The organism is Streptomyces lydicus, assembly GCF_004125265.1.
Classification (GTDB): Bacteria; Actinomycetota; Actinomycetes; order Streptomycetales; family Streptomycetaceae; genus Streptomyces; species Streptomyces lydicus_C.
In genome coordinates this window covers 1,519,237-1,544,928 of sequence record NZ_RDTE01000003.1, presented here as the reverse complement: position 1 = coordinate 1,544,928, position 25,692 = coordinate 1,519,237, and the positions used below count along the sequence as shown (strand labels likewise).

The 25,692-nt window shown below is 67.6% G+C and carries 17 protein-coding genes and 3 pseudogenes; 11 read left to right on the top strand and 9 right to left on the bottom strand.

The window, feature by feature from the left end:
* The first annotated feature begins 106 nt into the window (after positions 1-106).
* The 3 genes from D9V36_RS09280 to D9V36_RS09270 are packed head-to-tail and all read left to right on the top strand — an operon-like array spanning position 107 to position 9,391.
* Positions 107-6,868 (top strand): toxin glutamine deamidase domain-containing protein, encoded by a 6,762-nt coding sequence (locus D9V36_RS09280; protein ID WP_129293336.1) that lies wholly within the window; start codon positions 107-109, stop codon positions 6,866-6,868.
* Positions 6,865-7,137, top strand: a complete 273-nt coding sequence (locus tag D9V36_RS09275) for a DUF6406 domain-containing protein (protein WP_129293335.1) — start codon at positions 6,865-6,867, stop codon at positions 7,135-7,137. The genes D9V36_RS09280 and D9V36_RS09275 overlap by 4 nt, the downstream gene beginning before the upstream one ends.
* A gap of 58 nt (positions 7,138-7,195) precedes the next feature.
* Positions 7,196-9,391, top strand: coding sequence for an SUKH-4 family immunity protein (locus D9V36_RS09270; protein WP_129293334.1), 2,196 nt, complete (start codon positions 7,196-7,198; stop codon positions 9,389-9,391).
* Positions 9,392-9,509: 118 nt separating this feature from the next.
* Here D9V36_RS09270 and D9V36_RS09265 read toward each other — a convergent pair whose 3' ends face one another.
* The 6 genes and pseudogenes from D9V36_RS09265 to D9V36_RS09240 form a co-directional block, all read right to left on the bottom strand.
* A complete protein-coding gene (locus D9V36_RS09265) occupies positions 9,510-9,782 on the bottom strand; it encodes a DUF6406 domain-containing protein (RefSeq protein WP_277753414.1) in 273 nt (90 codons plus the stop codon).
* A gap of 111 nt (positions 9,783-9,893) precedes the next feature.
* The gene (locus D9V36_RS09260; protein ID WP_129293332.1) at positions 9,894-11,213 is read right to left on the bottom strand and encodes an SUKH-4 family immunity protein; all 1,320 of its coding nucleotides are present in this window, start codon (positions 11,211-11,213) and stop codon (positions 9,894-9,896) included.
* A 166-nt stretch (positions 11,214-11,379) separates the two neighbouring features.
* Positions 11,380-13,530, bottom strand: a complete 2,151-nt coding sequence (locus D9V36_RS09255; protein ID WP_206739628.1) for an ATP-binding protein — start codon at positions 13,528-13,530, stop codon at positions 11,380-11,382.
* A gap of 409 nt (positions 13,531-13,939) precedes the next feature.
* Complete coding sequence (locus D9V36_RS09250) at positions 13,940-14,203, bottom strand: hypothetical protein (RefSeq protein WP_129293331.1); 264 nt, start codon at positions 14,201-14,203, stop codon at positions 13,940-13,942.
* Positions 14,204-14,562: 359 nt separating this feature from the next.
* Positions 14,563-14,829 (bottom strand): hypothetical protein, encoded by a 267-nt coding sequence (locus D9V36_RS09245; protein WP_129293330.1) that lies wholly within the window; start codon positions 14,827-14,829, stop codon positions 14,563-14,565.
* Positions 14,830-15,078: 249 nt separating this feature from the next.
* Positions 15,079-15,360 (bottom strand): annotated as a pseudogene (locus D9V36_RS09240) (hypothetical protein); the annotation flags it as partial.
* Between the two features lie 763 nt (positions 15,361-16,123).
* Between D9V36_RS09240 and D9V36_RS43025 the strand changes: the two are divergent.
* The 4 genes and pseudogenes from D9V36_RS43025 to D9V36_RS09220 all read left to right on the top strand — a co-directional run.
* Positions 16,124-16,198 (top strand): annotated as a pseudogene (locus D9V36_RS43025) (3-oxoadipate enol-lactone hydrolase); the annotation flags it as partial.
* 1,113 nt (positions 16,199-17,311) lie between these two features.
* Positions 17,312-17,629, top strand: coding sequence for a hypothetical protein (locus D9V36_RS09230; RefSeq protein WP_129293329.1), 318 nt, complete (start codon positions 17,312-17,314; stop codon positions 17,627-17,629).
* Positions 17,626-18,690, top strand: a complete 1,065-nt coding sequence (locus D9V36_RS09225) for a WXG100 family type VII secretion target (protein ID WP_129293328.1) — start codon at positions 17,626-17,628, stop codon at positions 18,688-18,690. The genes D9V36_RS09230 and D9V36_RS09225 overlap by 4 nt, the downstream gene beginning before the upstream one ends.
* Positions 18,687-19,316, top strand: coding sequence for a hypothetical protein (locus tag D9V36_RS09220; RefSeq protein ID WP_129293327.1), 630 nt, complete (start codon positions 18,687-18,689; stop codon positions 19,314-19,316). Before D9V36_RS09225 ends, D9V36_RS09220 begins: the two co-directional genes overlap by 4 nt.
* 165 nt (positions 19,317-19,481) lie before the next feature.
* Here D9V36_RS09220 and D9V36_RS09215 read toward each other — a convergent pair whose 3' ends face one another.
* On the bottom strand, positions 19,482-19,742 hold the full coding sequence (locus D9V36_RS09215; RefSeq protein ID WP_129293326.1) for a hypothetical protein: 261 nt from the start codon (positions 19,740-19,742) through the stop codon (positions 19,482-19,484).
* 445 nt (positions 19,743-20,187) lie between these two features.
* On the opposite strand from D9V36_RS09215, the gene D9V36_RS09210 reads away from it, so the two are divergent.
* The gene (locus D9V36_RS09210; RefSeq protein ID WP_129293325.1) at positions 20,188-20,625 is read left to right on the top strand and encodes a hypothetical protein; all 438 of its coding nucleotides are present in this window, start codon (positions 20,188-20,190) and stop codon (positions 20,623-20,625) included.
* A 115-nt stretch (positions 20,626-20,740) separates the two neighbouring features.
* Here the strand turns inward: D9V36_RS09210 and D9V36_RS09205 are convergent, their stop codons facing one another.
* Positions 20,741-21,430: a hypothetical protein gene (locus tag D9V36_RS09205; RefSeq protein WP_129293324.1), complete on the bottom strand. Its 690-nt coding sequence runs from the start codon at positions 21,428-21,430 to the stop codon at positions 20,741-20,743.
* A gap of 990 nt (positions 21,431-22,420) precedes the next feature.
* Between D9V36_RS09205 and D9V36_RS09195 the strand changes: the two are divergent.
* Positions 22,421-22,645: pseudogene (locus tag D9V36_RS09195) on the top strand (VOC family protein); the annotation flags it as partial.
* Positions 22,646-22,846: 201 nt separating this feature from the next.
* On the opposite strand, the gene D9V36_RS09190 reads toward D9V36_RS09195, so the two are convergent.
* Positions 22,847-24,004 carry an RICIN domain-containing protein gene (locus D9V36_RS09190; protein ID WP_129293323.1) on the bottom strand — a complete coding sequence of 386 codons (1,158 nt, stop codon included), beginning with the start codon at positions 24,002-24,004 and terminating at the stop codon, positions 22,847-22,849.
* A 703-nt stretch (positions 24,005-24,707) separates the two neighbouring features.
* On the opposite strand from D9V36_RS09190, the gene D9V36_RS09185 reads away from it, so the two are divergent.
* Entirely contained in the window at positions 24,708-25,139 is a 432-nt protein-coding gene (locus D9V36_RS09185) for a hypothetical protein (protein WP_129293322.1), read from the top strand.
* A 170-nt stretch (positions 25,140-25,309) separates the two neighbouring features.
* Positions 25,310-25,633 (top strand): hypothetical protein, encoded by a 324-nt coding sequence (locus D9V36_RS40845; RefSeq protein ID WP_164992920.1) that lies wholly within the window; start codon positions 25,310-25,312, stop codon positions 25,631-25,633.
* The last annotated feature ends 59 nt before the right edge of the window (positions 25,634-25,692 follow it).

Genomic DNA, 25,692 nt, shown 5'->3' with positions numbered 1-25,692 from the left:
GCCGGCAGGCTCACGACGAGGGACCGGCGGGTGGCCGCCGTCTGTCGGCGCGCGCATTGCGTACGCCGCGCATTTACGCACATCATCACGGGGGAGAAGCCCTACCTTGTTGAACCCACCTGTTGCTGTCGAGTGGGTCCTGGAGATGCTCGGCTTCGACTGGCCGGCCGCGGACGAGGACATGCTCTTCGAATGCGCCCAGATCTGGCGCCAGTTCGGCTTCGAGGTCGCCGAACACCAGGCCCGCGGAACCCAGATAGCCGGCAACGTCCTGGCGGCGAACTCCGGCGACGCCATCGAGGGGTTCACCAAGACCTGGGAGAAGTTCTCGGGTGGCTCCGGCTACTTCGACGACGCCCAGCAGGCGGCCGAGGTCATCGCCTTCACCTTCGAGGCCGCTGCCACCATCGTCATCGCCATGAAGGTCGCGGTCATCGCCCAACTGGTGATCCTCGCCTGCGAAATCGCCGCGGCCCAGGCCACCGCCCCCTTCACGCTGGGCCTGTCCGAACTAGGCGGCGCCGCCGCCACCCTCGCCACCCGCGAGGTCGTCCGCAAACTCCTCAAGAAGGCCGCCAAGCAGCTCCTCGAGGCCGCCCTCGAGTGCGCCAAGGAACCCTTCGTATCCGCCCTGCAGGCCATCGCCTCCGACCTCATCGCCCAGACCGTCAACCAGAACTTCGGCGCCCAGAACGGCTATGACCTCGGCCGCACCGCCAAGACGGGTGCCAAGGCGTTCACCGACGCCGTCGAGAACACCGGCGAGACCCTCGGCGAATCCCTCCGCGACGGCGCCGGACACCGCGCCGGCCACCGCGTCCGCGGCGGCCTCGACAGCGCAGCAGGCCACGGCCACGAAGGCAACGACTCCGAAGCCGACAGCAGCGACAGCAGCGACGACTCCACCAGCTCCAACGACGGAAGCGGCAGCGGCGACAGCGCAGACGGCAGCTCCGGAACCAACTCGGGGCGCAGGACCGACGGCGACAGCTCCACGGGCTCCGACGGCACCTCCACCGACTCCGGCAACAGCAGCGACGCGGCAGGCAGCGGCAACCGGGGCAGCTCGGACAGCGGCGGCTCCGGGCGCAGGGCACCGGATACCGGCGGTCCGTCGTCCTCGTCTCCGTCGAGCGGTTCGGACAGCTCTTCATCGAGCCCGTCCTCGTCGTCCGATGGCCCGCCGGCTTCGGGTTCGTCCTCCTTCCCGAGTACGCCGTCCAACAGCAGCACGGACCGCACCGGCAGCCCGGATTCGTCGATACCCTCGTCGTCCTCGCCCTCACCAAGCCGTGGCTCCGACTCGTCCAGCCCTTTCGACGTGGGTACCCAGGCCTACAACGAGAGCATCGGTCGTCCTCCGGGTGACGACTCGTCCACCCCCGGCTCGTCTCCGGACTCGTCCACGTCGTCCACCACGACGAGGCCGGACGTGGAGGGCGGACCGGCCCCCGACACCACCCCTGACTCCGCCCGTCCGGACAGCACACCGGACGCCCCGCCGAGCACGGCACCGGGCAATGAGCCGTCCGTGCCCTCCAACTCCTCGCCCATCGAGGGCCCCGGCACCATGCCGGATGCCGATACCTCCCCGGCGCCGGACACCACTGCGGACAGCGCTCGCCCGAGCCGCCCGGAAGGCGTCGACGTCCACACCCCTGAGCAGGGCGCGTCAATCCCGGATCCGCGCAACACCGAGCCCGCGCCCATGCCGTCCCCGCCGCCGGAGACAGACCGCCCCGAGGCCGCCCCTGCCCCGGCTCCCGACGACTCCCGCCCCGAACCGGGCGTGCACCAGGCCGCCCGCGACTCGGTCACCACCATGCCCGCACCGGCCCAGGGCCCCATACCGGACGACTCCCACGACGGCAACAACGATCAGAACCAGGGCAGCGGCCGCTTCTCCATGCCGAGCGGCGCCATGCCCGGCAGCACGCCCGCCGCAAACCCCAGCCCTGGTCAGGGCCACGCGCCGACACCATCAGCATCGACCCCGCACCACCCGGACGACGACAACCTCAGCCTCATGGGCGGCACCGACACGGCGGCTCCCCCGGCCAGCGGTACGCAGCCCGGTGAGGCGGGCATCCCGCAGCAGGCGGGCCCGTCGTCCGCGACGCTCTCAACGTCGCCCCCGGGTGCCATGCCACCACCGGCGGCCGGCCCCATCCCGACGCAGGCGCCGGTGGCAGGCAACCCCACGACGATACGGCGGGCCACCACGCCCAGGGCCACGACGCCGCGTACGGAACAGCCGAGCACCAGGCCCACGACACCGTCGCGGGACATCCGGCAGAACCGTCCCGCATCGCCGCCGCGCAGCGAGACGCCGCGCAGCGAGACACCGAGCCGCCCGACCACGCGGCCGCGCGCCGACACGCCGCGTGCCGAGACTCCGCGGACCGAGACGCCAGGGCGCCCGACCACGCCGCCCCGCGGCGACCAGCCGACGAACCGTCCGACGGACCAGCAGTCACCGGCCGCGTCCCCCAACCCCACTTCCACGCCGAACGACCAAGGGATGCCGGCACCGAACAACCAACAGCCGGACAACCAACAGCCGGACAATCAGCAGCCGGACGCCACCCACCAGACGCCCGATCAGAACCAGCCCCCTGCCGGCGACAGCGCGTCCAAGCAACCCACGGCGCCTCCGCCCCAGGCAGACAGCCTTTCGGACATCCGCAACGACCTGAACATCCCGTTCGAAGGCCTGACCACTCCCGACCCCGCCCATCAGCAGGACCTCGAGAATGCTCACCCGAGGAACCCGGACGGCACCCCGCAGGTGTACGCGGACCCGCGGCAAGGCAACTGGGTCGGTCTGCAGAACGACGGCGGCGTGGGAGTGCCCGGCCGGTCCAACAACTGTGCCGACTGCACCCGCTCGTTCCTCGAGACCTGGTTCGGCCGCCCGATGGTGTCCGCCCCGCGCACCTTGGACCTCAATGCGGACGGCAGCCTGAACACCTACTCCGCGGAGCGCGACTCGGTGGACAACCAGGCGCGCTGGGCCGGCGCACCCGGCACGTACGCGGGCAAGGACCATCCCCACCCGTACGCACGTATCGCCTACGAGCTGTCGCAGGCCGGGCATGGCTCGGCAGCCGTGATCGGCGTCAACTGGCCCGGCGGTGGCGGCCATGCCTTCGCCGCTGTCAACCACAACGGCCAGGTCCTGTTCGTCGACGCGCAAGCAGGTGTCGTCAGCGAGAGTCCGATTCACCTGGGCGCCCAAGAGGTCTTCTACACCCCGCTGGACGCCAACCGGAATCCGATCACTCCGTACTTCCTGACCCCGTCGGTGCCTCAACCGTCCACCCAGAGCACTCCGGACACCGACAACAGCCCGGGCCCCGACTCGTCCGGCCCGGACCAGGGATCCGAGACCGCCCCGGACACGGACTCCACCACGAACCGGCACTCGGAAACGACCCAGGACTCGGACACGACGGACCAGGACAGCCCGCAGCCCGACCACACGCAGGACGGCCAGGAATCCCAAGCACCTCAGGATTCCCAGGACACCCACGACACCCACGACACCCACGACACCGAGCACCCTCAAGCCGCCGACCAGCAGGCGGAGTCGGGGGAAGGGGTCTTCCCGTCCACCGCCACGCGCCCCTCCGGTCCACCGGATGGCTACGACGACCCCACCGACGCCGACAACCGCGCGCAGCAGGAGAGATTCCCGCGCAACGAGGACGGCTCGTTCCAGCAGGCCCCCGACCCACGTGAGGGCACCTGGGTCGACGATCTGCGTGGCCAGAGCCCCGATGAGTCCGGTCGCGACGTCAACTGCCCCGACGGAGCACTGGCGTTCGTCGAGTCGTACGCCGGCAACCCCACGGTCGCCGCCCGCCGAAGCCTCACTGAGGACGGCACCCCCGCCGACACTCCCGAGCCCAACGGCCGCGACCGCATCGAGAACGCCCTGGGCGCCGAGTTCGACGACTTCGGCGACGGCCGTGACGCGTACGACAACCTGGAGACCACCCTCCTGAACGAGGGCCACGGCTCACAGGCCGTGATCATCACCCAGAACGACGACGGGCGTGCCCACGCCTGGAACGTGGTCAATCACAACGGTCAGATCGTCTACGCCGACCCGCAGACGGGCCAGAGCAGCACCACCCCGCTCCACAGCGGAAACAACGGCGTCTTCGCGATCCCGCTGGCCGCCAACCGACGGCCCGTCGACGCCACGAACCAGCCCACCACGCAGAACCAGAGCCGGACCACACCTGCCGATACCGACCACACCACGCCCCGGCGCCCGGCCGGTGCGACCCCCGAGCCCGACGATCCCAGCGCGGAAGCCACTCGTGAGCGGCGCAACCAGAGCCTTCCGGCCCCGGAAGAAGGGACCGGTTCGCCTGCGAACCGTCCTCCGGACAAGGCCCAGGGCAACCTTCGAGACTCGCACGACGTCCATCGGGTCGGTCTGGACCCGGTCCAGGCGCAGATGCGGCAGTGGGCGCAGCCGCAAGGCGACCCGCCCCGGGTGCCCTTGGCCGACGTACTGCGGGAGTCCGCCGATCGCCGCCAGGCACACGCGGAGTCGGCGCAGCGGGTACGTGAAGCCGGGCAGGACTATGACAGGGCGCTGAAGGAAGTCGCCGACGCCAAGGCAGAGCGGACCAGGGCGGCGACCGCGGAGCGGAAGGCCAAGACCGACGACGCGAAGCAGGCGGCCGAGGCCAGGCGGGCGGCGGCGGAGCAGCGGTTCGCCAATGCCCAGCAGACGCTCCCCCAGGCTGAGGCCGCCCACAAGGCCGCGATGACGGCGTACCGGAATGTTCCGATGCCGTCGACGAACTTCACCGACAGTGATCTCCGGCAGCATCTTGATCCCGCGTGGTCGCACATGAACGACGGCCAGCGGTACGCCGCGATCGCCAGTCTGGCCCGCGTCAGCCAGTCCTTCCACGCCAACAACGCCGTTGGCGTGAACCCTGACCCGGCAGCGAACAACGATGTGTACAACGACGGAAAGTTCCACGAATCCGCAGCTGCCTGGCGACGTGAACTCGCCTCGCACCCGGACGGGACGATCCTTCGGGATGTGGAGGACCTCAAGCGGGTGCTTGAGGAGACGGAGAACAATTCGCCCGACTTCTCCGGCAAGAACTACGCAGTCGTGGAAGTGTTGGACCCGGACACCAAGGAAAGTCACTACATCGTCGATTCGTCGGTTCCCCCTGCCGTGGACGGTTCCGGCCCGATGCACTCCGAGTCCCACATCCTCAATTGGATCGACCAGCTCAACGAGAATCGCGAAGCTCGAAAGCAGACCAAAGTCAAGGTCAAGGGCTTCTACACCGAACGTGAGCCTTGTGGCCTGCCCACCACCAAAACTGGTCATACCACCGGCCACGCCAACTGCTCCAGGGCAATCAGCGATTCCCAGGCGATGGACCGTGTTCCCGTCTACTACGGCACGACCTATCGGGCGGACCCGGACCTCAAGAAGCTGAAGGAAGCCGAGCGGGACAGGCTGCGTGCGGAAGGCAGGACCGAGTCTCACATCAGGACTGCGCTCGGCAGGTACCGCACGCCGAGCCAGCAATTCCAGGACACGGAGATTCAGCAACACCTGGATTTCGTCCGCGAATTGGAACAGAAGCTGGCGAATCCGGGCCAGAACACAACGCCCACCCAGGCGCCTCAGTCTGGCCCGTCCCATTCCACGGACCCCCACCGCACGCCCCCATCGGACCCGGCCGGCACGAACCGACGTCCTCCGGCCGGCCCGGCAGGCACGGGCCGGAGGCCCCCGGCGGACTCCGCCGCCACGGGGGCGGGCGAGCAGGCCGGCGCCCCGAACCGATCCGCCGACGAGCCTCATGAGGGCTCCCCCGCCTCGGACAACCAGTCTGAAAAGCGAGGCCGGTTCAAGCGGCTCTTCGAGTCCCTGACCCAGTCAGGCCCGGCCGAGCCCACCGAGATCATCACTGAGGTGGACCACCCGCGCTTCGGCAACCACAAGAAGCTGCCCGAGTTCCAGCCCGACCGTTACGGCACTCCGCTGGATCGTCCCGACGGTACGCGCGTGCCGCTGTTCGACGGGCCTCCATCGCGTGAGCAGACGAAACAGGGTGGTATCGGCGACTGCGGCATCATCGCCACCATGGGAGCCGTCGCGAGCAGGTACCCGGATCTCCTCCAGGACATGATCCGCGAGACGGAGGACGGCAACTATGAGGTCCGCTTCCACGAGGTCGCGCGCAACAACCACGGCAACCAGGTCCCGACCGGGCGTATCTTGACCGTGCGGGTCACTCCCGACGTGCCCGTGTACAGCGACTTCCCCAACACCACCGCCTACGCTGACGCCAACGACACGGGCGTCGCCTGGCCGGCGATCATGGAGAAGGCCATCGCGGGCCTGGACCAGTTCTGGGACGACAAGATGCGCGAGCACCAGTCGCAGTTCCCCCGCTACAAGGACTTCGACGGCAATCTGCTGACGGGCTACTCCCGTATCGGCCAGGGCTCCACATCGGGCGACCGTGCCGAGCTGCTCGTCCAGCTCACGGGACGTAAGTCGGAGAACCACGATTTCCCGACGCAGTACGACATGCACGGCCGCAGCCCGGAAAAGCAACTCCTGGCTCACCTGCGGGAGCTCACGGAAAGCGGCAGGCCGGTCGTTATCGGCACCCGGCCCAGGGGCACGGGTGTGGAGAACGAAATGGAGAAGGACCTTCTGAGTTCCCACGCCTATGAGATCGTCTCGGTCGACGACAAGGGCCTGATTCAGTTGCGCAATCCGCACAACGCGAGGCATCCCCAGCCGCTGACCATCAAGGAATTCATGAAATACTGCAGCGACCAGTATGCGTCTTTGGAGGATGAGAAGTGAGCAGTGTCGACACGATTGGTCTCTGGCACGGGATTCAGCGAAATACCGGGAATGCGAGCTTCGCAGTGATGGACATCTACAGGGGGTCCGACGCTTCGGTCAGGGTTCGGCTCGGGATCGTCGCCGCCGAGGAGCAATTTCACACTCTCCGCATTGGTGAGACCTTCCCCGTGGGCGACGAGACATGGCGGCTCGCCGAATTGACGGGCTGGCCGAGCGAGGACGACTGGACCGTGGTGCTGCGCCGCGTCTCGGCTGCCCCGGCCTGAGACCACCACCGCCCACCACGCGTAGGGTCGAGGAGCCATCGCGCAACTGAGGAGGAGCATGCCCGAGCCAACCACCGACACCCCCGGAATCCCCGAGGAAGAGGTCGCCGGTCGCGTCGGCGCATGGTGGCGTGAGGGTGGGCTGGGCGGCCAAGTGGCCTTTCTTGTCGCTGCGGACGGTCATGACGCCTCGGCCGTCATGCGGGGGATACACGAGCACGCGCCCGGCAGTGTTGTCGTCGATGCCACCGGTCTCACCGCTGAACAGGTCATGCAGCGGGCCCTCACGGCGCTCGGAGTCGATCTGTCCCCGGAGGAACGGGACGACTGGCGCTTCGTACTCGGCTCGTGGCCCGAGGAACGGTTGCTCCTTGTCGTCAACGCGCACCGCGCCGGGCCGACTCGGCGGTCGTACGAGCCCGAGCGGCTGGTGACCCAGACCCTTCCGTGGTTGGCGCGTGGCAAGTTGGCCGTAGTGGTCCATGTGGTTCCCGAGCTGCTGCCGGCCCGCGTTGATCCCAGAGCTGTGTTTCAGCTGTCCGCGGCGGCCGTCGAGACTCTGCCGGCGGTAGCCGAGTCCGCTGCCGTGCGGGCGTTGGCACTGGCCGAGCCTCGCCTCGTACCCCTTTCCGTCTGGGCCCAACTTGTCGCCGGGCTGAGGGGGGCAGCGGTGTCCCAGGAGGAACTCGCGGACATCGCAGCGGAACAATCCGACATTCTCCGACTCGGGCCGCTCGGGGCTTCCTTCGTCGACGAGGCCGTGGCCGAAGCTGTGCGTCGCGAGATCGATTCCGCCGAACTTGCCCGTGTCAATGGACATGTGGCCGCTTGGCTCATTCGCTCGACCCCGGATTTCCGCCACCCCGAAGGGTGGGCCAGGCGCGGTGCAGTCGGCCTGTACGCCGCCACCGGGCTCGCTATGCACGCCGTACAGGCGGGCACGTACGAGGAAGTTCTTCGCGACGGAGGTGTCATCGCCAATCTGCCGCAATCGGCGCTCATGGACGCAGCACGAAGTATCACGTTTCTCATCCCCGGAAACACGGCCGCTGCCGACGCGCTTCATCTGTGGGGGTGGGGAGTCACGCCACAGCGCCAGACGGAGTGGGCCTCGTGGCTGCACTTGATGGCCTTTTCTCGCGGTGACCACGCATTCGCGTCGGGTGTGACCTCCTCAGGCGTCGCACTGCCCTGGCGAGTCACATGGGCACATTGGTGCCCGCCGGGTGGATTTCACGCACGCTTTCTCCGGGCCGGAAAGTTCGCCACGCCGGCGGAAGTGCGATGGCGGGGACGAGCCGCCATCGCCGGTTTGCAGCAGCGGACGGTGGACGGAGCGCAGCAGCCGTACGTCTCGGTCCGGGACGCGGAGACGGGAGACCGTGTCGCAGGCCCTTGGGAAGACGACGAGATCCCGCAGGAGCACCGTGCGGATCTCACCTGGCCCGCGTCACCCACGGACGGCTCCGCATCACCTGAGCTCGTCCAAGAGCTGTTCGCCTCGTCGTCCCCCCGCCGAAGTGACCGCGCTTTTGTGCTGCCCTGCGAGCCGCTGGCCGTGGGCGAAGTCGTCGTTTTCGGCGGCGATCTGGGACTGATCGCCCTTCAGCCCGCGCAGGCCGTGGATATCTCTGAGTTCGGCGCCCGGCAGCAGCCCCTGAGTGGGAATTACGCGGACGCGGGCCTGAGCAGTCCGCTCGATGCGCCTGCTCCGAGTCGCGAGGACCTCATCGATCTGTTCGGCGAGGACGACATCTTTCCCATCGAGGCCGAGGATCTCCCGGATGGCCTCACCCACGGGGCGACGCGCGAACTCCTCCTGGAGTTCGGGCTGCCGTACATGTGGAACGAAGGAGGCATGGGAATCTTCCCCTGCGGAGACTGGGAGTCCGGCATTCTCGACGAACTGCCCTCCTGGCCCGAGGGGGCCGAGCCCGCTGCCGAAACCGGTCCCTTTTTTCAGATCGGCAGATGGATGGGCGCCAAGCTCGTCATCGACGGCCCCACCGGACACATCCTGCGCGTCCCGACCGGACCCGACAAGGAGTATCTCGCCGCTCTTCCCGCCGCGCACAGCCTCGACAACTTCCTCACCATGCTGGCGCTGTGGGTCACCGGGCTGCGCACTCGGAGCATTCTGCCCCCGGGCGCCGAACGGGGGCAGCTCCCGTACTGGGTCCTCGGGGAGCTGGCCGCGGTCGAGGAGCAGGGCGGCGAACAGCCGGCCTGGTCATACGTACTCCACAACGAGTGACGCCGATCAGCGGCCGGAAGGCCGGCCAGGACCAGCGCGACCACGTCCACGGCCGCGAACTCCCGTGCCACCGCCTCGTCCTTGAGCAGCTCGTCGACGACCCCACCGATGTGCACGATCAGGCCGGGGCAGCCGAGACGCGGCGCAGCACCACGGTCCAGTCGTCCTCGCTCGGCCAACCCGTCAAGTCGGTGAGCTGCCATGTCTCGTCGCCCACGGGGAAGGTCTCACCCACGCGGAGAGTGTGATCCTGCTCCTCGGTGGCGAAGGTCGCGAGCCGAACCCTGACCGAAGCGTCGGACTCCCTGTAGATGTCCATCACGACGAACCTGGCGTTCTCGGACTTTCGCTGAATCCCGTGCCAGAGACCAATCGTGTCGGCCCTACTCACTTCTTATCCTCCGGAGACGTGTACGGGTCGCACATACAGAATTCCTGCGTAAGCGAGGAGGCGCGGCGCGTTGTCGGCAACGCGCCGCGCCTCCAAGGCGATCGGGGTCGATCAGAACAACCCGTGCCACATCTGCTCGACGATCACCGACCACCAGTTCCTCGGGTCGTCCAGGGCCGATGCGTCGATGGCGACGAGCTGCTCCTGGAAGTCGGCGACGGCCCTGCCCGCCATGACCGGGTCGAGCGCGATCATCCCCTCGCGCGTGGTGTGCAGGAGCGCGAGGGAGCGGGCGAAGGCGGACACCGAGCCGTTGACGCGGCGGCCCGCGCCGCTTTCCGGAGTGACGGCCCAGAGCTGGCCGACCGGCTCACCCTCCAGATCCGACCCCGTGCACTGGACGGTGATCAAAGCGACCCCGTCGGTGCCGATCCTGACGTGCCCCTCCAGGAACGCGAGGGAGTCGGCACTCGCCCGGGAGCCGACCTCGCGCAGGTGCGCGGCGGCATTGCCGAACAGGCCGGCCGGAAGCTCCCCCTCCGGGCTGTCGGCCGTGAAGAAGAACGGGATGTCGGCCGGAAGCCCGGCCCATATCAGCGTGGCCTTGGTGGTCTCGGGGAGCGGGGTGCCCGCCACGTCGTCGGCGTCGTAGCGGCGTACTTCGTCAGCGCCGTAGGCCTCCGTCAGCTCGTGGCCCAGGGCGACATCGCGGAGCGGCTCGGCCGGCTCGACGTCGGTCGGCACCGGCGCGCGGTGAGGCCGGGGCGGCGGCTGCTGTCCCGCGACCTGGTGCATCGTCTCGACGTGCTGGATCAGCCCGGCGATCGCCTCGGCGCGCTCCTCGCTCCGTGGGCCGTACTCATGCGCGCAGGAGATCCGGGCGTTGCGGTAGACACGGCCGATCAGCAGGCCCGGGTACCCGCCGGGGAGCAGGCTGGAGCTGAGGTCGGTGTGGATCGCGACCACGCTCTGCGCGGGGACGCCGAGGACATCCATCTCCACCAGGGCCTGGTACTCGGAGTGGGGCTCGCCGGGGGCGGAGTTCTTGACGAGGCTCGTCTCCTCGCCGGTGCGCGAGTCGACGTAGGTGATGACCGTGGTGTTGCCGGGGCCGGTGACCGGCGGCTGCGCGGGCGGCGGGGCCTCCTGGCCGCCGCCGTGCTTCTCCTGGTACATCCGCACGACCTCCTCGACCGGCACGGACGGCCAGGTGCTCAGCTCGCCGGTGCCGCGGTCGACCACACCGCAGGAGTGGCCGATCGTGGCCGGCGGCCGGCGCTTGCCCGTGACCGGGTCACGCTCGACCGGCGGGGCCGCGGCCCACACCACCCAGCCCAGATCGAACTCCTGCATCCGCACCTCACGGCGCTCCTGCCCCTTGGGGTTGAGCCACCCCTGGGCGGTCGCGAGCGCCTGCTCCTGGCTGATCACGGGAACTCCCTTCGAGTCTTGGGACGGACGGGGCCGGTGCGGCCGGGGCGGTGCCGGGCGCGCTTCCGCGGCCCTCGTCCGAGTGGGCCTGAGTACAGGCGGTCTGGTGCGGGCGCCTTAGAGAGGCTGCGGGGCTTCGAGCCTAACGAGCTGCGAGGGGTGGGTATCAGGCGGTCGGGTGGGCATCGGGCCCGGGGATTTGTGGAGCCGGTGCCGCTTCCGGCTCGGGCTCGGGGGCCTGTGCGGGCTCGGGCTCGGCTGCCTGGGGGGCGGGTGCGGAGCTCCGAGCGGCCGTGGCGCCGGGCTCCGCCGGGCGGATCTGCAGCGCCTTCATACCGCTCTCCGTGGCAACCAGGAGGATGCCGTCGGGGGAGAGGTCGGTTCCCGTGAAGGGCGTGGCGGAGACCAGGGTCGTGACGATCTTCTCGGCGCCCTTCTGCTCGCCGCGACGCCAGACGCGTACATAGTCGGCGCCGCGGCTGAACGCGAGCGGTCCCGTGGCGCGCTCGTCATCCGAGGGGCGCTGGATCCGGGCCGGGTCGGTATCGATCACGGAGCCGGTGGCGAGGTCCTGCACCAGCACGGCGGGGGCCTGGGCATCGTCGGCCTTCAACGGCCTCGAACCCGGGGTGCCTTGAGGCACCGCGCTCACGGCGACCGCTAGCGGGGCCGACTCCCGAGGCCCCTGCTTGGCAGGAGCCTCCCCGGCGCTGTCCGACGCGGCCGCGGACGGGGGCAGTTCGCCGATGGTCACGGCGCCAACCCCGGCGACCGGAACGCTCCACAGGGTGTGCCAGGGAAGCTCGGGTACCGTGCGGCGCAACACTGCGGCGTACTCCGGCAGCCCGTCTTCGACGAATGCGGTCTCCAGGAGCGCCGCTCGAAGGACGCCGGGTGCCTGGGCACGGGTGAGCAGCGGGGCCGTACGCAGATATGTGCGCGCCGGCGCGTCCAGCTGTTCCGGGGGTACGGCCTCCACCGCGGCGCGCAACCGCACCGGCTCGGCGTGGGCGAACAGGCCGGGGTCGGTGAGGAGCCGGGGGAGCAAGCCGGCTTCCAGGGTGTGTCCCGCGAGGTGATCGCGAACGTACCCCCCTGCCTTCGCCCAGTCCTGCTGGGGCACGGACTCCAGCAACTCCATGGCGATACGCGCCTGAGCGCCCGGAACGTCCGGAATGCCTGCCCGAACGGCCTCGCCGATGCCCGGCTGCTGCAATCCCAGGAGCGTCCGCTCATCCTCGGGGATGCCGTCGCCGGCCCTCTCGGTGGGGCGGATGAAGGGGGCGATGAGCAGCATGCCCCGCGTCATGTCCTCGCTCATGTCCCGCTCGGCGACTGCGGAGGCGAGCGGGGCCAGCAGATGCACGGGCAGGCCGTCGCCCTCGGCGAGGGCAAGGGGCGCGAGGATCTGCCGCAGGGTGCGGGGATGGGTGCCAAGTCGCTGGGCGTGCAGATCGAGCACTTCGCCGACGCTGCTGGGCAGTTGGCTCGCATCCGCCGGGTCGAACCCCTCCGGGTGCATCAGGATCGACTGCGCGGCGAGGTGCACGGTCAGACGGCTGCCCGCGCCGGCTCCCGCGTGCCGGGCGATCCCCTCGGCGAGCGTGCGTCGAGCGTCAGGCTGGGTCGTGAAGGGCAGTTCCGGGGCACCGAACCGGGGATTGAGCAGAGCCTCGGCCTGCAGCACAAGCCCTTCGGGGTCGGCCCACTCGGGTGCGTCGAGGTCGATGATCTGGGCTGTGCCGGGCGGCAAAGCCTCGGCGAGCTCGACGGCGAACTCCCGGGGCACGTCGGCGAGAAGGCGTATGGACTCGACGGCGGCAAGGGGCTTCAGCACGTCCCGCACCACGTGTGCGGGCTCACTCGTCCCCCGCACCGGACCGGCCCGATCCACATCCGGCACCACGATCGTCACCGGCCGCCCGGACAGCGGGAGTTGCCCGAGTTCGGGGAAGATGTCGGCGGTGCGGGTCGCGGACAACCCGTAGTGATCGGCGAGCAGCCACAGGATCTGTGCTGCTGTCAGCCCGGCGACGCTCGGCACCGCGGGTGCGGGCAAGTCCACAGGCACGGTCGCCGGATCAAGCGGGTCCAGGTCGAGCCCTTTGCGATACTCCGGGTCGCAGAGCATCAGGAACCCGGTAAGTAGCCGCGAACACCCGGTGCCCGGACTTCCGGTCAGGATGACGACCCGAGGCGCGCCCGGCCTCTCCGTCCGCCACGCGGTGAGCGCGCGCAGCGCGGCATTGCGCCCCCCGATGTAGGGGTGCGGCTCATAAGCCCTGGCCTGTTCTGGAGCCTGGGTCGGGCTGGTCATTGTCTCCCCGTAGTCCTGTCCGTCCGGCACCGTCAAGTCGCGTTGACCGTACGCCGTTCATCCTAGGGGCGTGGCACGGGGTGAATCGCACCCCGACCGTCGCCTGTCACCCAGGTGTGGCGCGCAGGTCAGGGCCTTGCAGCCCAGAGCCATTAACCCTGTCGGTGAGGCCGGCGTGAGAGGTGACTCGCGGCTTCCGACCGGTGCCTTTCGCCTGTCCTGCCGCACCAAAATGCCCGAGAACGGGGCGTCGTAGAGGACGTGGATGTGCCGACGGTTACCGAGCCATGACCACCCTGCAATCCGGACCGACCGTCGAGACGGCGGCGAGCCTTGTGACGTAGCCATGGGTGGAGAACCCATCTGGGTAACCGTGAGTCGTCCGTAGTCGTCCGTTGACGACGCGCGATCAGGACGTGGCAGCGACGATAGCGGTCAGCCCGTAGTCCAGCTCGGCACCATCGACGAGCACCGCCTCGACCGTGCGCGTACGGGGGTCGATGTCGGCCACGATCCCGTGTCCGACGTAGCGGGGGTAGCCCGAGGCGCCCGACTCGCCCGTCGCCTCGACGACCGCCGATCGGACGGCTGAGTCCTCCACGGAGGCACCGCCTCTGTCCTCAACGTGTTCGGGGACCAACAAGATCGTGAAGCGCTGCGGCTCTGTAGTCACGCTCCGATATTTAAGTGCCTGTGCCGCCGGCCGTGGGACAGGCACGCGGGATCGCAGTCGCGTATGCGGGTGATCCCGAAGATCTGCCGTCGGGGAACCAGGGCTGGTCCCGGCAGGCGGGCAACCCCTGCATGTCTGGCAGTCGAAGAGGCCGTTCCGGACGGGTGACGCCACCGCGGGAACGCTTCCCGCCGGACGCCGGGTTGCAGCAGACTCGTTCCCCCACGGCCTTCGTGCCGGCCATGTGCTTCCTTGGTCGGAGCAAAGGACCGGACGAAGGCCGTGTTCACGTCCCCGGAATCCTCGTACGAGCGATCGTATTCGGGGAATCGTGCGAGGTCAGACCGTCAAGAACAAGCTCAGCGCATCCACACAATGTAGAAGTTGGGGAGTCCGGGCTGGGGGGAGCTTTGGCAGGTGGCCTCGTGGTACTTGGGGTTGAGCGGCAGGTCACGCTGCGCCTGGTCGACGCACGCCTGGAAGGAGTCGTACGACTCGCCACCGACCTGCACCCAGCCGTCATTGGGCTGGGTGTCGGCGAAAGCGGACGTGGCGGTCAGCGGCATGGTGACGGCTGCGGCACCCACGGCGAGACCGAGAGCGATACGAGTGCGCCAGGACTTCATGAATTCCTCCATTGTTTCTTCAGATCGTTCTCCGCACAGCTCTTCTGGAGAGGCGCCGCGGCCGAAGCCGCCTGCTCTGTGCGTCGTCCACCCGGTTCGATGCACGCACTGGGTCAGTGGCGCAGGTTGACGTTCGTCATGGTCAGGCCGCGCCTGACGCATGGTGTGCACGAGTGCACGGACCGCCTCCGTCGCTGTGGCGGTGGGGCCGCCCCCGGGAGGACTGCACCGCCGCGGCCGGGCGGGTCATTACGTGTGGGCGCTGATCACACCGCCGGAGCTGAGCACGATGTGCCCGCCGTTGGCGTCGACCCCCACGTCGTGCCCCTTCGTCTCCAGCGTGGCGGCCACGTCCTCGAAGCCGATGATCTGCGCGTGGTACCGCAGCGCGCCGACCTTCGTGACCTTGGCCTTCCAGCCGCCCGCGAGCTCGAACATGCCCGGTCCCCGGTGCTTGCTGCCCATCCAGGAGTGGGCCTCGCCGCCCATCGTGAGCACGACGTACATGCCGTTGGCATCGAGCCCGGCGTCGGCGTCCGGCCCCGCGTGCGGCTACGGGCCGCGTGGGCAGCGGTGCTGGAACTCATGTCTGGTGGTCCCCGGGGCGGTCGGTTCGTTGTCTCCTCGGTACGTCACCCACTCTGGTCCGGGCCGCTAACGAGTAACTGCCGCTCGACTAACAACTGGCTAACACCGGTGTGAGCAGGGGAAGTAGCCACGCGACCCAGCTGACAGGTCCAGGCGGGCAGGGGTAGTTCGAGATGCCCGTCGCCACCTGCTGACGCAGCACGAGCACGCACCCGCGGACGGATCGACTCCGTGTGTTCACCGTGGCGGTGGCGCCCCCTCCTGGCCGCAAGACCTGGTCGGCCTGTTCGACGTCACGCGCCCCGGGCCTGCGCCGCCCTGCCGCCACGATCCTCTCCAGAGCCGAGGCAATGCCGCGTTGAAGACCGCGGCAACAGCTGAAAGGTCTGCGGGGCGTGAGCGAGATGCCGGCGCGCACCCTGCAGCGCTGTTTCCCGGGCCGGAAGACCCCGGTCCTGATCACGAGATCACGAGCAAGGCGCCGGCACCGCATCCGGGCCAGCGGATCTTGGCGAGCCGAGCCGAGCCGAGACGAGCAGGGTCTCACGGTCTCACGGTCGTCTGCGTCGTCTCCGCGGTGGGGGCTCTGACCTGCGCGTACCTCGCTTCGGGGGCGGGCGGCGGCCATGCTCAGGCGGCCCTTCCTGACCCGGGCGTCAGTACCGCGCCGGAAAGCCGGTAGCGTGGCCGGGCGAGTGAGAAGACCCTGCAGCATCGGATTGACGGTCCCGACGATGCCCCCGTACTCGTACTGGGCGCCGCGCTCGGGACCACCTGGCACAGGTTGTAGATCGCGTCTTGTGCGGTCCAGGGTGGTCTAGGTAATGCGTGTAAGTGCAGGTCAGGCCGCTGTGGTCCAGGAGTGACTACGGTGTTGGTGATAGCCATGTGAGAGATGAGTACCCCGGCCGGTAGGTGCCGACGGGCGTGCTGCGCGTCGCGGCGGGTCTCTCTGCGGGGCGAAGATGCGGTCTGTCGGGGTGGGGTGCCTACGTCCCTCACGTCACAGATCGTCGAGTCGGCCAGTTCCGGCCTGTACGTACTCGGCCTGCGCGCCCGCTCGTCCGTGGGGCGGCCGGCGCGCCGCATCGCTGGGCGATGTCCTCGCCCCGGCGCAGTGCCGACGTCACGTCCAGGCTCAGGCCCACGGCCTCGGCGCCGCTCTTCAGCCGTGCCGCCAGGTCCCTTGCGGCGTTAGCGGCGGCTGGCGACCACGAGACGCGCTCCTTCGCGGGCGAACAGCCCCTCAACCGGCCCCTGGACGTCCTCGCCGCCAACAGCCCGGCCGACGCCCTCTACTCACCATTCGACCCGGCGGACATCTTGGCGCCGCATCACGTTTCTCGATCCCGCAGGCGCGCACTTCTCTGGACCGGGACCAGGACCGGGCAGTCCAGGCCACCGTCGCCAACCTGCGCCACGCGGCGGGCTTTGGCCCGAACCACCCGCGGCTGTGCGCACTGATCCGTACCCTCACCGAGCACAGCGCCCTGGGCCTCCTCGGCTCCCTCCATGCCACCCCGCACCAGGCATAGGAGATCAGCGCGCCCCGACATTCCGTGGGCGTGGCGCGCTGGGGCAACACATACCCGGGCCGCAGCCCTGAGCGACTTCCGCCGCACCTGCAACCACCACCGCAGAAAACAGCCGACGAGACCCTCGGCGTGTCGCTGCCTACTCCCACCGAATCTCTGACTCTGGTCACTGGCGAGGCGGCCATAGAGGTTGATGGGGATTCACTTACCTTTACATTGCTCTGACATGGGAAGTTGCGCCTGCTGTGCCCCCGCACGAGCCAGAGGGAGTTGCCTGGGTACAGTGCAGGCAAAGCGTGCACCCGGTTTTCGCAAAGACTTGGGTTGCGCCGGGTGCAAGCCACGGGGAGGACAGGCATATGGGCGGCACGGGCTACGACGTAGAGAGCTCGGCTCTACGGCGCTATGCGAACGCGGCGGATCACGCCGCGGACCAGGTGGAGAAGATCCGGGCCCGAATCAACGGACTGAAGCTTTCCAGCGCCGTGTTCGGCCAGCTGTCGGAGTCCGACAGCCTCAAGGCGGACTACGACAAACAGTCCGAGGAGGCGGTGGATGACCTCCATGACGTCAAGGAATCGCTGAGCGGTATCGCCGACGGCGTGCGGCTCACGGCCGATACGTACGACAACAACGAGGACGACCAGGTCCACGCTCTCGGCGGGGGTCAGACATGAGCCAGGCGCTGGAACGGATCGGATTCGACGTGGACTGGAGCAACCCGCTGGCGGGTGCGCTCGACTCCGTCATCCGGGGGGCCATCAAGGAACTGGGCCTCGACGAGTACCTGGAAAAGGTCAGCGGCGACAACGAGAAGCTGCTCGAAACCGCCCGCGAGTGGCGGGCCGCGGCCCGTGGCATGCAGGGCGTCGTCGACGATCTGCAGGCCGAGCGACGGGCGTTGCAGCGTACGTGGACCGGCGAGGCGTCCGAAGCTTTCGGCGGCACCATGTCCGAGTTCGAAAAGGCCCTCCAGGGCGAGGCCGAGGACATGATCACGGTCGCCGAACTCCTCGAAATGGCCGCTGAGTCGTGCGCCGAGGCCGAGGAAACAATGGTCGTCCTGATCACCGAGGTCGTCGAGGCGCTGCTGGTGGCGGCCGCGACGGCGGCGATCGTGGCGATCCTGACCGCCGGTGTCGGCGCCGCGATCGGCCCGCTCATCGGCGCCGCGGGTGCGGCGCACCGTGCGATGAAGGCCGTACGGATCACCGCGAAGCTGGCGGACAAGCTCAAGGATCTCGCCGACCGGATGCGGGCGCTGCAGAAGCTGCGGCGGGCGCGCATCAAGGCCAAAGCTCTGTGGCGCAACAAGAACGCCCGCAAGAAGCTCAACAAGAACCTCAAGCGGATCGGCAACAAGGTGGTGGGCGCCAAGGCGGCCGGTGCCGCCATCGGTGCGGCGCCGCTGGCGAACAGCGTCATCGAGCACCACACCGGCGTCGACGTCGGCGAATATGTTTCCGAGAAGACCGCCAACATCCGCGAGACGGTCGCTGAAGCGGGCAACAAGGCCGAGCGCGAGCTCCATGACGCCACCGGCCTCAAAGAGGTCCGCATCGGCGACAAGCGCTGGGACGTCGAGCATCAGACCCCCGTCGGCGCGGAGGCCCCGAAGGAGAAGCCGCCGACCGAGCAGCAGAAGCAGTACGCCGGCCGACCCGATTCCGAGCGCTTCACCGACCGCCTGGCCGACGGCGCGGCGCGGTCCAAGCCCGTTCGCGAGGTCTTCGGATGAGTCTGTGGGTCGCCTGGGGGAAGGTCCCGTACAAGGAGGCAAGGGAGCGCGCGACGCAGGCGCTGCCGACCGGGGAGCGGCTCGTACAGCACGAAGTCGCCTTCCCCGGGCGCAAGTTGCCCACCCCGTGGCGGTGGAACCGCCCCCGCGTCCTGGTCGGCCACCGTCTCCCAGGCGACCGCTGGGAAGGCACCAAGCGGGCCTTCTGGTGGATCTTCTGGCGGCTCGACGCGATCCTCGTGACGGGCCCCGAGCTCTTCGGGGGGCGGCGCCCGAAGGGCAAGGCCCTCAAGGGCGGCTGGGGAAGCCTGGGCGGCGGGCTGGCCACCGCCCTGTGGCCGCGGGTTCCGACCACGGACGCGCTGCCGGTGCTCCAGCTCACCGACCGCCATCTGCACGTCAGCTACGTCCAGCGGGGCCGCCGCCGCGGCGAGCTCGGCGCGGTCGAGCCGGGCTGGAGCGTGGCGGCCGGCGAGGTGGCCTGGGTCCGGCACCGTACCGACATCGACGCCGACACCTTCGAATTCGGCTTCACCGACGGCTCCTGGGCCCGGGTGCAGCTGCGCAGCCAGCACGCCGTGTACTTCACCAAGTGTTTTCCCCAGACGGCGCCGGGGCGCCCCTAGTGACCTGAGTCGGAGATTCGTCGGCAATATGAGGCGACTTTGTCGTGGATCTCTCGCCTCCGCCAACTCCGCCTACACTGCTGCGAACGCAGCACGCGTCTCGGCAGAATCCGCCGGCAAGGACGCAGCGGCCGCCGCTACGGCTTACAAGCAAACCCTCGCCACCTACGTCACTAAGAAGCGCGAAGAAGAAGAGGCTCGCCGCCAGGAGGAGGAACGGCGCCACAAGGCAGAACAGGCCCTTCGGAAGTGGAGCGGCAGCAGCTCCAGTTCCTGCGGGAAGCGCTCGTCGCCGTCTGGAAGGACGGTCAAGGCCCCAAGCCGGATGCCATCGACCTCGGATTCCAATGGCTGTTCGGCACCGGAAACAAGGTGGACTTCTTCACCGCCGGAGACGAGTTCACCGAGCAACTCCGCAATGATCATTCGATGGACTACGTCCGATCAGAGATCGTCACGAAGATCCGGAACGACGATCCGGACCATCTCCTTGGCGGTTATAGCGTCATGAAGATTGAGGGCTGGCCTCGACTGTATCGGACGCCACGGATGTACTCTCGCTCGGCGGGACAGGAACAGCAAAGAACTGGGCCTCCGGCGGGAAGTTCGGCACCTCAACCGCCACCTTCCTTGGTTCATACGGCTATAAACTCAAGGTCATCTCGCGAGACTCCAAGACAGGGAAAGTCGAGATAGGTATCCAGATCGATAACGACACCACTATCACCTCCTTTACTCACCTGCCGGGGCCCGCCAAGAAGTATATTGAGAAATATGTCGGTAACCCACTCACCGGTATTGTGGATGCGTTCGATCTTCCACTCAGGACGAAGACGCAGTTCGCATATTGGGAGGAAGAGGTGAACTTGCGATGAAGAAAGCCATTCTGCTGTCCGTACTCTGCGTCGCACTGGCACTCGCCGGTGGGGGATTCCTCCTTTACCGCGCCATCGACTCCGGAGCCATCACCGGAGGCTCGACCGAACGCACTGAACTAATCGGCTCCTGGCACGCCCCGAATGGAGCCCAGGTGACTCTACGCAAAGACGGCACCGCTGAAGGAGTTAAGATTCCTGGCCACTTCTCGGACGACGAGAGGCCACAGAACCCCATCACCGGCGAAGGAAAGTGGAGCTTGGAGAAGCGCCGCACCTTCGTAGACCAGGAGATCACTGTCGTACTCAACACCGGACCCGGAAAGCGCTCAACCATCGAATTTCGGATCGTGGACAAGGGAGCCCGGGGTGGCATCTACCGCCCCATTTCCGTGGAGTCCTCAAGTATGTTCGTCTTCAAGAAGTCTTACTAGGGCTTGATCTTGCATAAGGGTCCGCCAGCAAGCTGGCGGACCCTTATGCACCTCGAGGTGCGGCTCTTCGGTGTTCGGTCAGGGTCCATCTCACCGCCATCCACGTCGCCATAGTTCAGCAACTCATCGCTGAAGCCGCCGGAACGGCCGCCACCGCGCAAAAGAACGCAGCGGAAGCAAGGGGCGTCGCGGCCAAGGCCAACAACGCCGCAGCTGACGCTGAAAAGTACAGCAAAGAGGCAACGCAGGCGGCCGGCCAGGCGAACGAATACGCCAAGCAAGCCAGCAAGCACGCAACGGAAGCCGAAGAATCGGCAGCCGCCGCCGCAAAGTCCGCACGCACCGCCGACGCGGCAGCCAACGCAGCCGAACGCGATGCCGACAAGGCCGAATACGAGGCATCACGCGCCTCCGTCTCCGCCATGCAAGCGAACGCCTCCGCAACTCCGCCTACACTGCTGCGAACGCAGCACGCGTCTCGGCAGAATCCGCCGGCAAGGACGCAGCGGCCGCCACTACGGCTTACAAGCAAACCCTCGCCACCTACGTCACTAAGAAGCGCGAAGAAGAAGAGGCTCGCCGCCAGGAGGAGGAACGGCGCCGCAAGGCAGAACAGGCCCTTTCGGAAGTGGAGCGGCAGCAGCTCCAGTTCCTGCGGGAAGCGCTCGTCGCCGTCTGGAAGGATGGTCAAGGCTCCAAGCCGGATGCCATCGACCTCGGATTCCAATGGCTGTTCGGCACCGGAAACAAGGTGGACTTCTTCACCGCCGGAGACGAGTTCACCGAGCAACTCCGCAATGATCATTCGATGGACTACGTCCGCGCAGAGATCGTCACGACGATCCGGACCATCTCCTTGGCGGTTATAGCGTCATGAAGATTGAGGGCTGGCCTCGACTGTATCGGACGCCACGGATGTACTCTCGCTCGGCGGGACGGGAACAGCAAAGAACTGGGCCTCCGGCGGGAAGTTCGGCACCTCAACCGCCACCTTCCTTGGTTCGTACAGCTATAAATTCAAGGTCATCTCGTGAGACTCCAAGACAGGGAAAGCCAAGATAGGTATCCAGATCGATAACGACACCACTATTACCTCCTTTACTCACCTGCCGGGGCCCGCCAAGAAGTATATTGAGAAATATGTCGGCAACCCACTCACCAGTATTGCGGATGCGTTCGATCTTCCGCTCAGGGAAAAGCATCAGACCGTTTATTGGGAAGATGAGGTGAACTTGCTATGAAAAAATTCATCATGATTTCCGTGCTCTGCGTCTTACTGGCGCTCGCCGGTGGAGGGTTTCTCCTCTACTGCGTTATTGACTCGGGGTTCTTCACTGGTGCCTCCGCAAAGCGGAGCGAACGGGCGCACCGGTTCGGGCGTTCGATTCGCTGGGCGGTATGCGTCCGAGCCTGACCACAGTTGACCCTCATGGACTGGGAGGGCTGGGGCGCCGCCCCCTCTGGCCACGACGCCGCGAACTTGTACCTGCACTCCCTGCCCGTGCCGGACCTTGCAGAACGGGTTCGCCAAGAGTTCTCCCACATCCTGGACACCTCCACCGGCCGAGTCGGCGAGCTGACCGCCTGCACCGAAATCCTCCCGGCAGCACCCCGCGTGCCGTTCTACGCCGATCTGGCCGACGCCGTAAGGGGCCGGAGGGAGACCGCCGCCAAGCCCTGGAGGCGGAGGCCCAACGTCTGCGTGTCAAGCCGCTCGGCGCGGTCTACGTGGCACAGCATCCGAGCGCTGTGAAGGCCGCGGTCGCGGTCGACGGGGCCGCCCGCGAAGCCGCCCGACGACAACACCTTCACGTACTTCCTCGACCCGCACGGCAACACCGTCGAATACATGACGGAGCTGGAGTGCCTGGACGAGGACACCTGGCACCCGCACGTCTACGACTTCTCCCAGCCCGAGGTCACCGACCAGTGGGGCACCGCCAACGCGATGAACGAGATCGTCGCCAAGGAGTCGTTCAACGACCCCGACCGCGGCGTCTTCGTCGCCCCGCCGGTCTGATCCGAGCCCGCCGCGCGGGCGGGTCCCGGCCAACCCGCAGGAATCCGCCCGCGCCGCCCCACGGAACCACCTCGCCAGGAGCCGACCATGCGCTTCGCCGCCATGTCGTGCCCTCGCGCACGACGTGGCTGCCCCCGGTCCGGCTGCGAGCCTGATCGGGGGCAGCCACTTGAGCATCATCGACGGGCGGAGCCCGAGGTGTCAGCTGCTCGGGCAGTCAGTGGGGGGATTGGGCGACGAGTGCGGCGTGACGACGCTCTGTGCCCCGTCCGTGCCCTCCTCGGCCGGCACGGTGGAGGTCCCGGTCCCGCTCCACGTCGTGTCGCCCTTCGAGAAGGTCCAGGTGCCGGTGACCTGCTTCATCAGCTGGGCACGCGTCAGCCAGCCCCACTCCCCCTTCCGCACGGTGAAGGGGTAGGTCTTGGTCACGGTGTTCTGCTGTATCCACTGGTGTGAGTAATTGACCGAGACCGAGGTGGTGACCTTCGACACGATGAATTCCTCGATGCCGACCTCGGCACTCACCGTCACAGAGCCGCCCACGGAGTTTGTCCACCCCGTGGTGTCGGAAAAGGCAACGGTCGGCTTCTCGTCGTCGGCTCCATTGGTGTTGTTGTACAGGGCGGACACGCACTTTTCCGGTCCGACGGTCGCGACGGCGGCATTGTCCTCCTTGTACGTGCACTCGAGGTCGCCTTCGCCGTTCGCGCACCGCTTCAGGGAGTACAGGGTGAGGAGGTTCCGCATGGAATCGTTGATGTAGCCGGGAACCCAGTTCTGGTTCGTTGCGCCGTTGTGACAGGAGTAGGTTCCGACCTCCGATCCGTCACTGTTGTTTTCTCCCGTGACGTCCAGGCAGTCATAGCTGGAGGCATTCCGGATCGCGTACGTGAGCGGGCCGGTGGGTTCCAGGAACCAGCGCTGCTCTCCGGAACCCGGGTCGCAATTGGACGAGGCAAGGCGATGCTTGTCCCCTTCGGTGAAGCCGATGCACTTCCCGTCCTTCTCGTTACGGATACGGAAACTTCCGTCAGCACTGGGGTCAAGGGCCCAGTTCTCAGAGGACGGAGTCTGGTCGATGACAGGCTTGGCCGAGTCATCGCTCCACGTCAGGGCGGACATGACACCGCCGCCGGGCGGAGACATCTGCGAGCGAAGAGTCAGCCCGGTCACGGAAGCCGGACCGTCCGCGCTCGCTGTGCCGGGCGTGAGCAGGGGCAGCGCCGCGGCGAGTGTGAGCGCGAAGGGCAGGGCCATCAGGCGTGGCGCACTGCATCTGTGCGAATTGGTGATCAAAGTCGTATCTTCCCGTCTCATGGGTGTACCGCATTCTTGTGACGGCCGTCCATCGGAGTTCATCCGTCACTCGTCACGGTGGTGACGCACCTGAGGTCTCTTCTGTGAGCACGGAACCAACGAGCCACGGAAATCGAAGCTGAGAGGCTTCCGTCCTAGCGGCACTGATAACGCACCATTCGGTCCCGGGGCGGGATGGAACCCCGCTTCTCGGGTGCTCGGATGCGTGGCACTGCGGAGGTGCTGTCACGGCTGCTGCGCCGGTGAGCGCAAGGGACCGCAGAGGGTCTTTCCAGGATCTCCGGACATCGACCACAGGTCAGCAGGCAGAACGTAGCGCTCCGGCACTCATACGCACGAGAGTAGAAATACCCGATTCAATACCCGATCTTTCTGCCCCTCTGGACCTGGGTGGTTCGGGTGGTCAGATGCCGCTGGCGTCGAGCAGCCGGTGCTGGCCCCCCACACCCACCGAACTTACGAAAGGATCAGTAGGAGCAGCACCAGGCCCTCGTCCGGCCGAAGCGAAGGCCAAGGGCAACGTCACGCCCATCACCAAGCCACCCCCTCAAGCACGTCCACTGAACACCAGGTGAACCGGATTGTTCTGAACCTCCAGAACAATCCGGTCGTGTATGTCAGCAGTGAGAGAGTCGGCCTGCTTCCTGCGCCGCACTCGTGTCCGCCGGGCTGTCTGGCTCGTTGCCGATGCGACCGGGCCGTGAGTTCCATCGGCCGTACGACTCCTGACAGGGCCGAAAGAGCGATGTCCAACAACGCCGCGGCTGTGGCGGCGACCCTTGAGGCTGCTGCGGGGCTGCGCCTCACCGCGGGCCTCGTCAACGGCGACCACTACGACGAGTGGTATGTCGAGGCGCGTCCGTCACTTCTGCTGGCCTTGGCCGAGTTGGCGCGGTCCCAGGGCGCCTCCCAACTGGCCGACAAGCTCGACCGGTTCTCGCACCCGCTCTGTATGGAACCCCTGGACGCAGTCCTGTCCCCCGGGGACATGCCGACGAAGTGGTGCTTGGAGCCGGTCGAGGCCGCGGGTAGGCCTTGCGGTCTGCGCACGCCGGACCACGCAGTGGAGCTGGGACGATGTACTTGGGAGGGGGGTTCGCGATGTGTCGCAGTGATCTCCGCCCAGGCGACGATCGGTGCGAGGAACATGCTGCCTACTGCCGCTCGGTCAAGGTGAACGGGGCCGTCTGCAACCGGCCCCACTGCACCGTCCCCAAACACCGCTCGTCGTCACAGTCCGGAAAGTCCTGAAGCTGCAGCACCGCTCCGCCTCAAGCACGTCCGCTGACACCCATTCCGTTGAGGCGAGCGGTAAGCCGCGCCCGCCCCGAACCGAGGAACAGCACGATGACGAAGCGCGGTCTCCCCCATCCCGAGCACCTGCGCCTGGGCCAGGTCCTCTCCGGCGTGCGGACCCAGTTGTTGCACGAGCAGGTCGCGTTGCTGAACGCGTACCCGCAGACAGGACCGAGAGCGTTTCCGGCGAAGCAGGTGGAGGTGGCAATCGAGGCGTTGGATGCGGCACGCAGGGCACTGGAGAATGCCGTGTTCGAGGAGCACCCGGAAGTGGTCAAGGTGCACGACTATTTCCCGCAGGAGGAGCATCGGGCGGAGGTGGTGGTGCCGGACAAGCCGGGAAGCAGCGCGAGCCGTGTGCGCTTTGGGTCGTAGGGCCGCGAGCGAGGTCGTCGTACGGCAGCTCTGGGTGCGCGTGCCTCACAGCAGCAGCC

Bases quoted from the DNA above. Each gene is read 5' to 3' on its own strand.
- D9V36_RS09270 (WP_129293334.1), top strand. From the start codon at position 7,196: ATGCCCGAGCCAACCACCGACACCCCCGGAATCCCCGAGGAAGAGGTC.
- D9V36_RS09255 (WP_206739628.1), bottom strand. From the start codon at position 13,530: ATGACCAGCCCGACCCAGGCTCCAGAACAGGCCAGGGCTTATGAGCCG.
- D9V36_RS09245 (WP_129293330.1), bottom strand. From the start codon at position 14,829: ATGAAGTCCTGGCGCACTCGTATCGCTCTCGGTCTCGCCGTGGGTGCC.
- D9V36_RS09230 (WP_129293329.1), top strand. From the start codon at position 17,312: ATGGGCGGCACGGGCTACGACGTAGAGAGCTCGGCTCTACGGCGCTAT.
- D9V36_RS09225 (WP_129293328.1), top strand. From the start codon at position 17,626: ATGAGCCAGGCGCTGGAACGGATCGGATTCGACGTGGACTGGAGCAAC.
- D9V36_RS09220 (WP_129293327.1), top strand. From the start codon at position 18,687: ATGAGTCTGTGGGTCGCCTGGGGGAAGGTCCCGTACAAGGAGGCAAGG.
- D9V36_RS09215 (WP_129293326.1), bottom strand. From the start codon at position 19,742: ATGATCATTGCGGAGTTGCTCGGTGAACTCGTCTCCGGCGGTGAAGAA.
- D9V36_RS09210 (WP_129293325.1), top strand. From the start codon at position 20,188: ATGAAGAAAGCCATTCTGCTGTCCGTACTCTGCGTCGCACTGGCACTC.
- D9V36_RS09205 (WP_129293324.1), bottom strand. From the start codon at position 21,430: ATGATCATTGCGGAGTTGCTCGGTGAACTCGTCTCCGGCGGTGAAGAA.
- D9V36_RS09190 (WP_129293323.1), bottom strand. From the start codon at position 24,004: ATGAACTCCGATGGACGGCCGTCACAAGAATGCGGTACACCCATGAGA.
- D9V36_RS09185 (WP_129293322.1), top strand. From the start codon at position 24,708: ATGTCCAACAACGCCGCGGCTGTGGCGGCGACCCTTGAGGCTGCTGCG.
- D9V36_RS40845 (WP_164992920.1), top strand. From the start codon at position 25,310: ATGACGAAGCGCGGTCTCCCCCATCCCGAGCACCTGCGCCTGGGCCAG.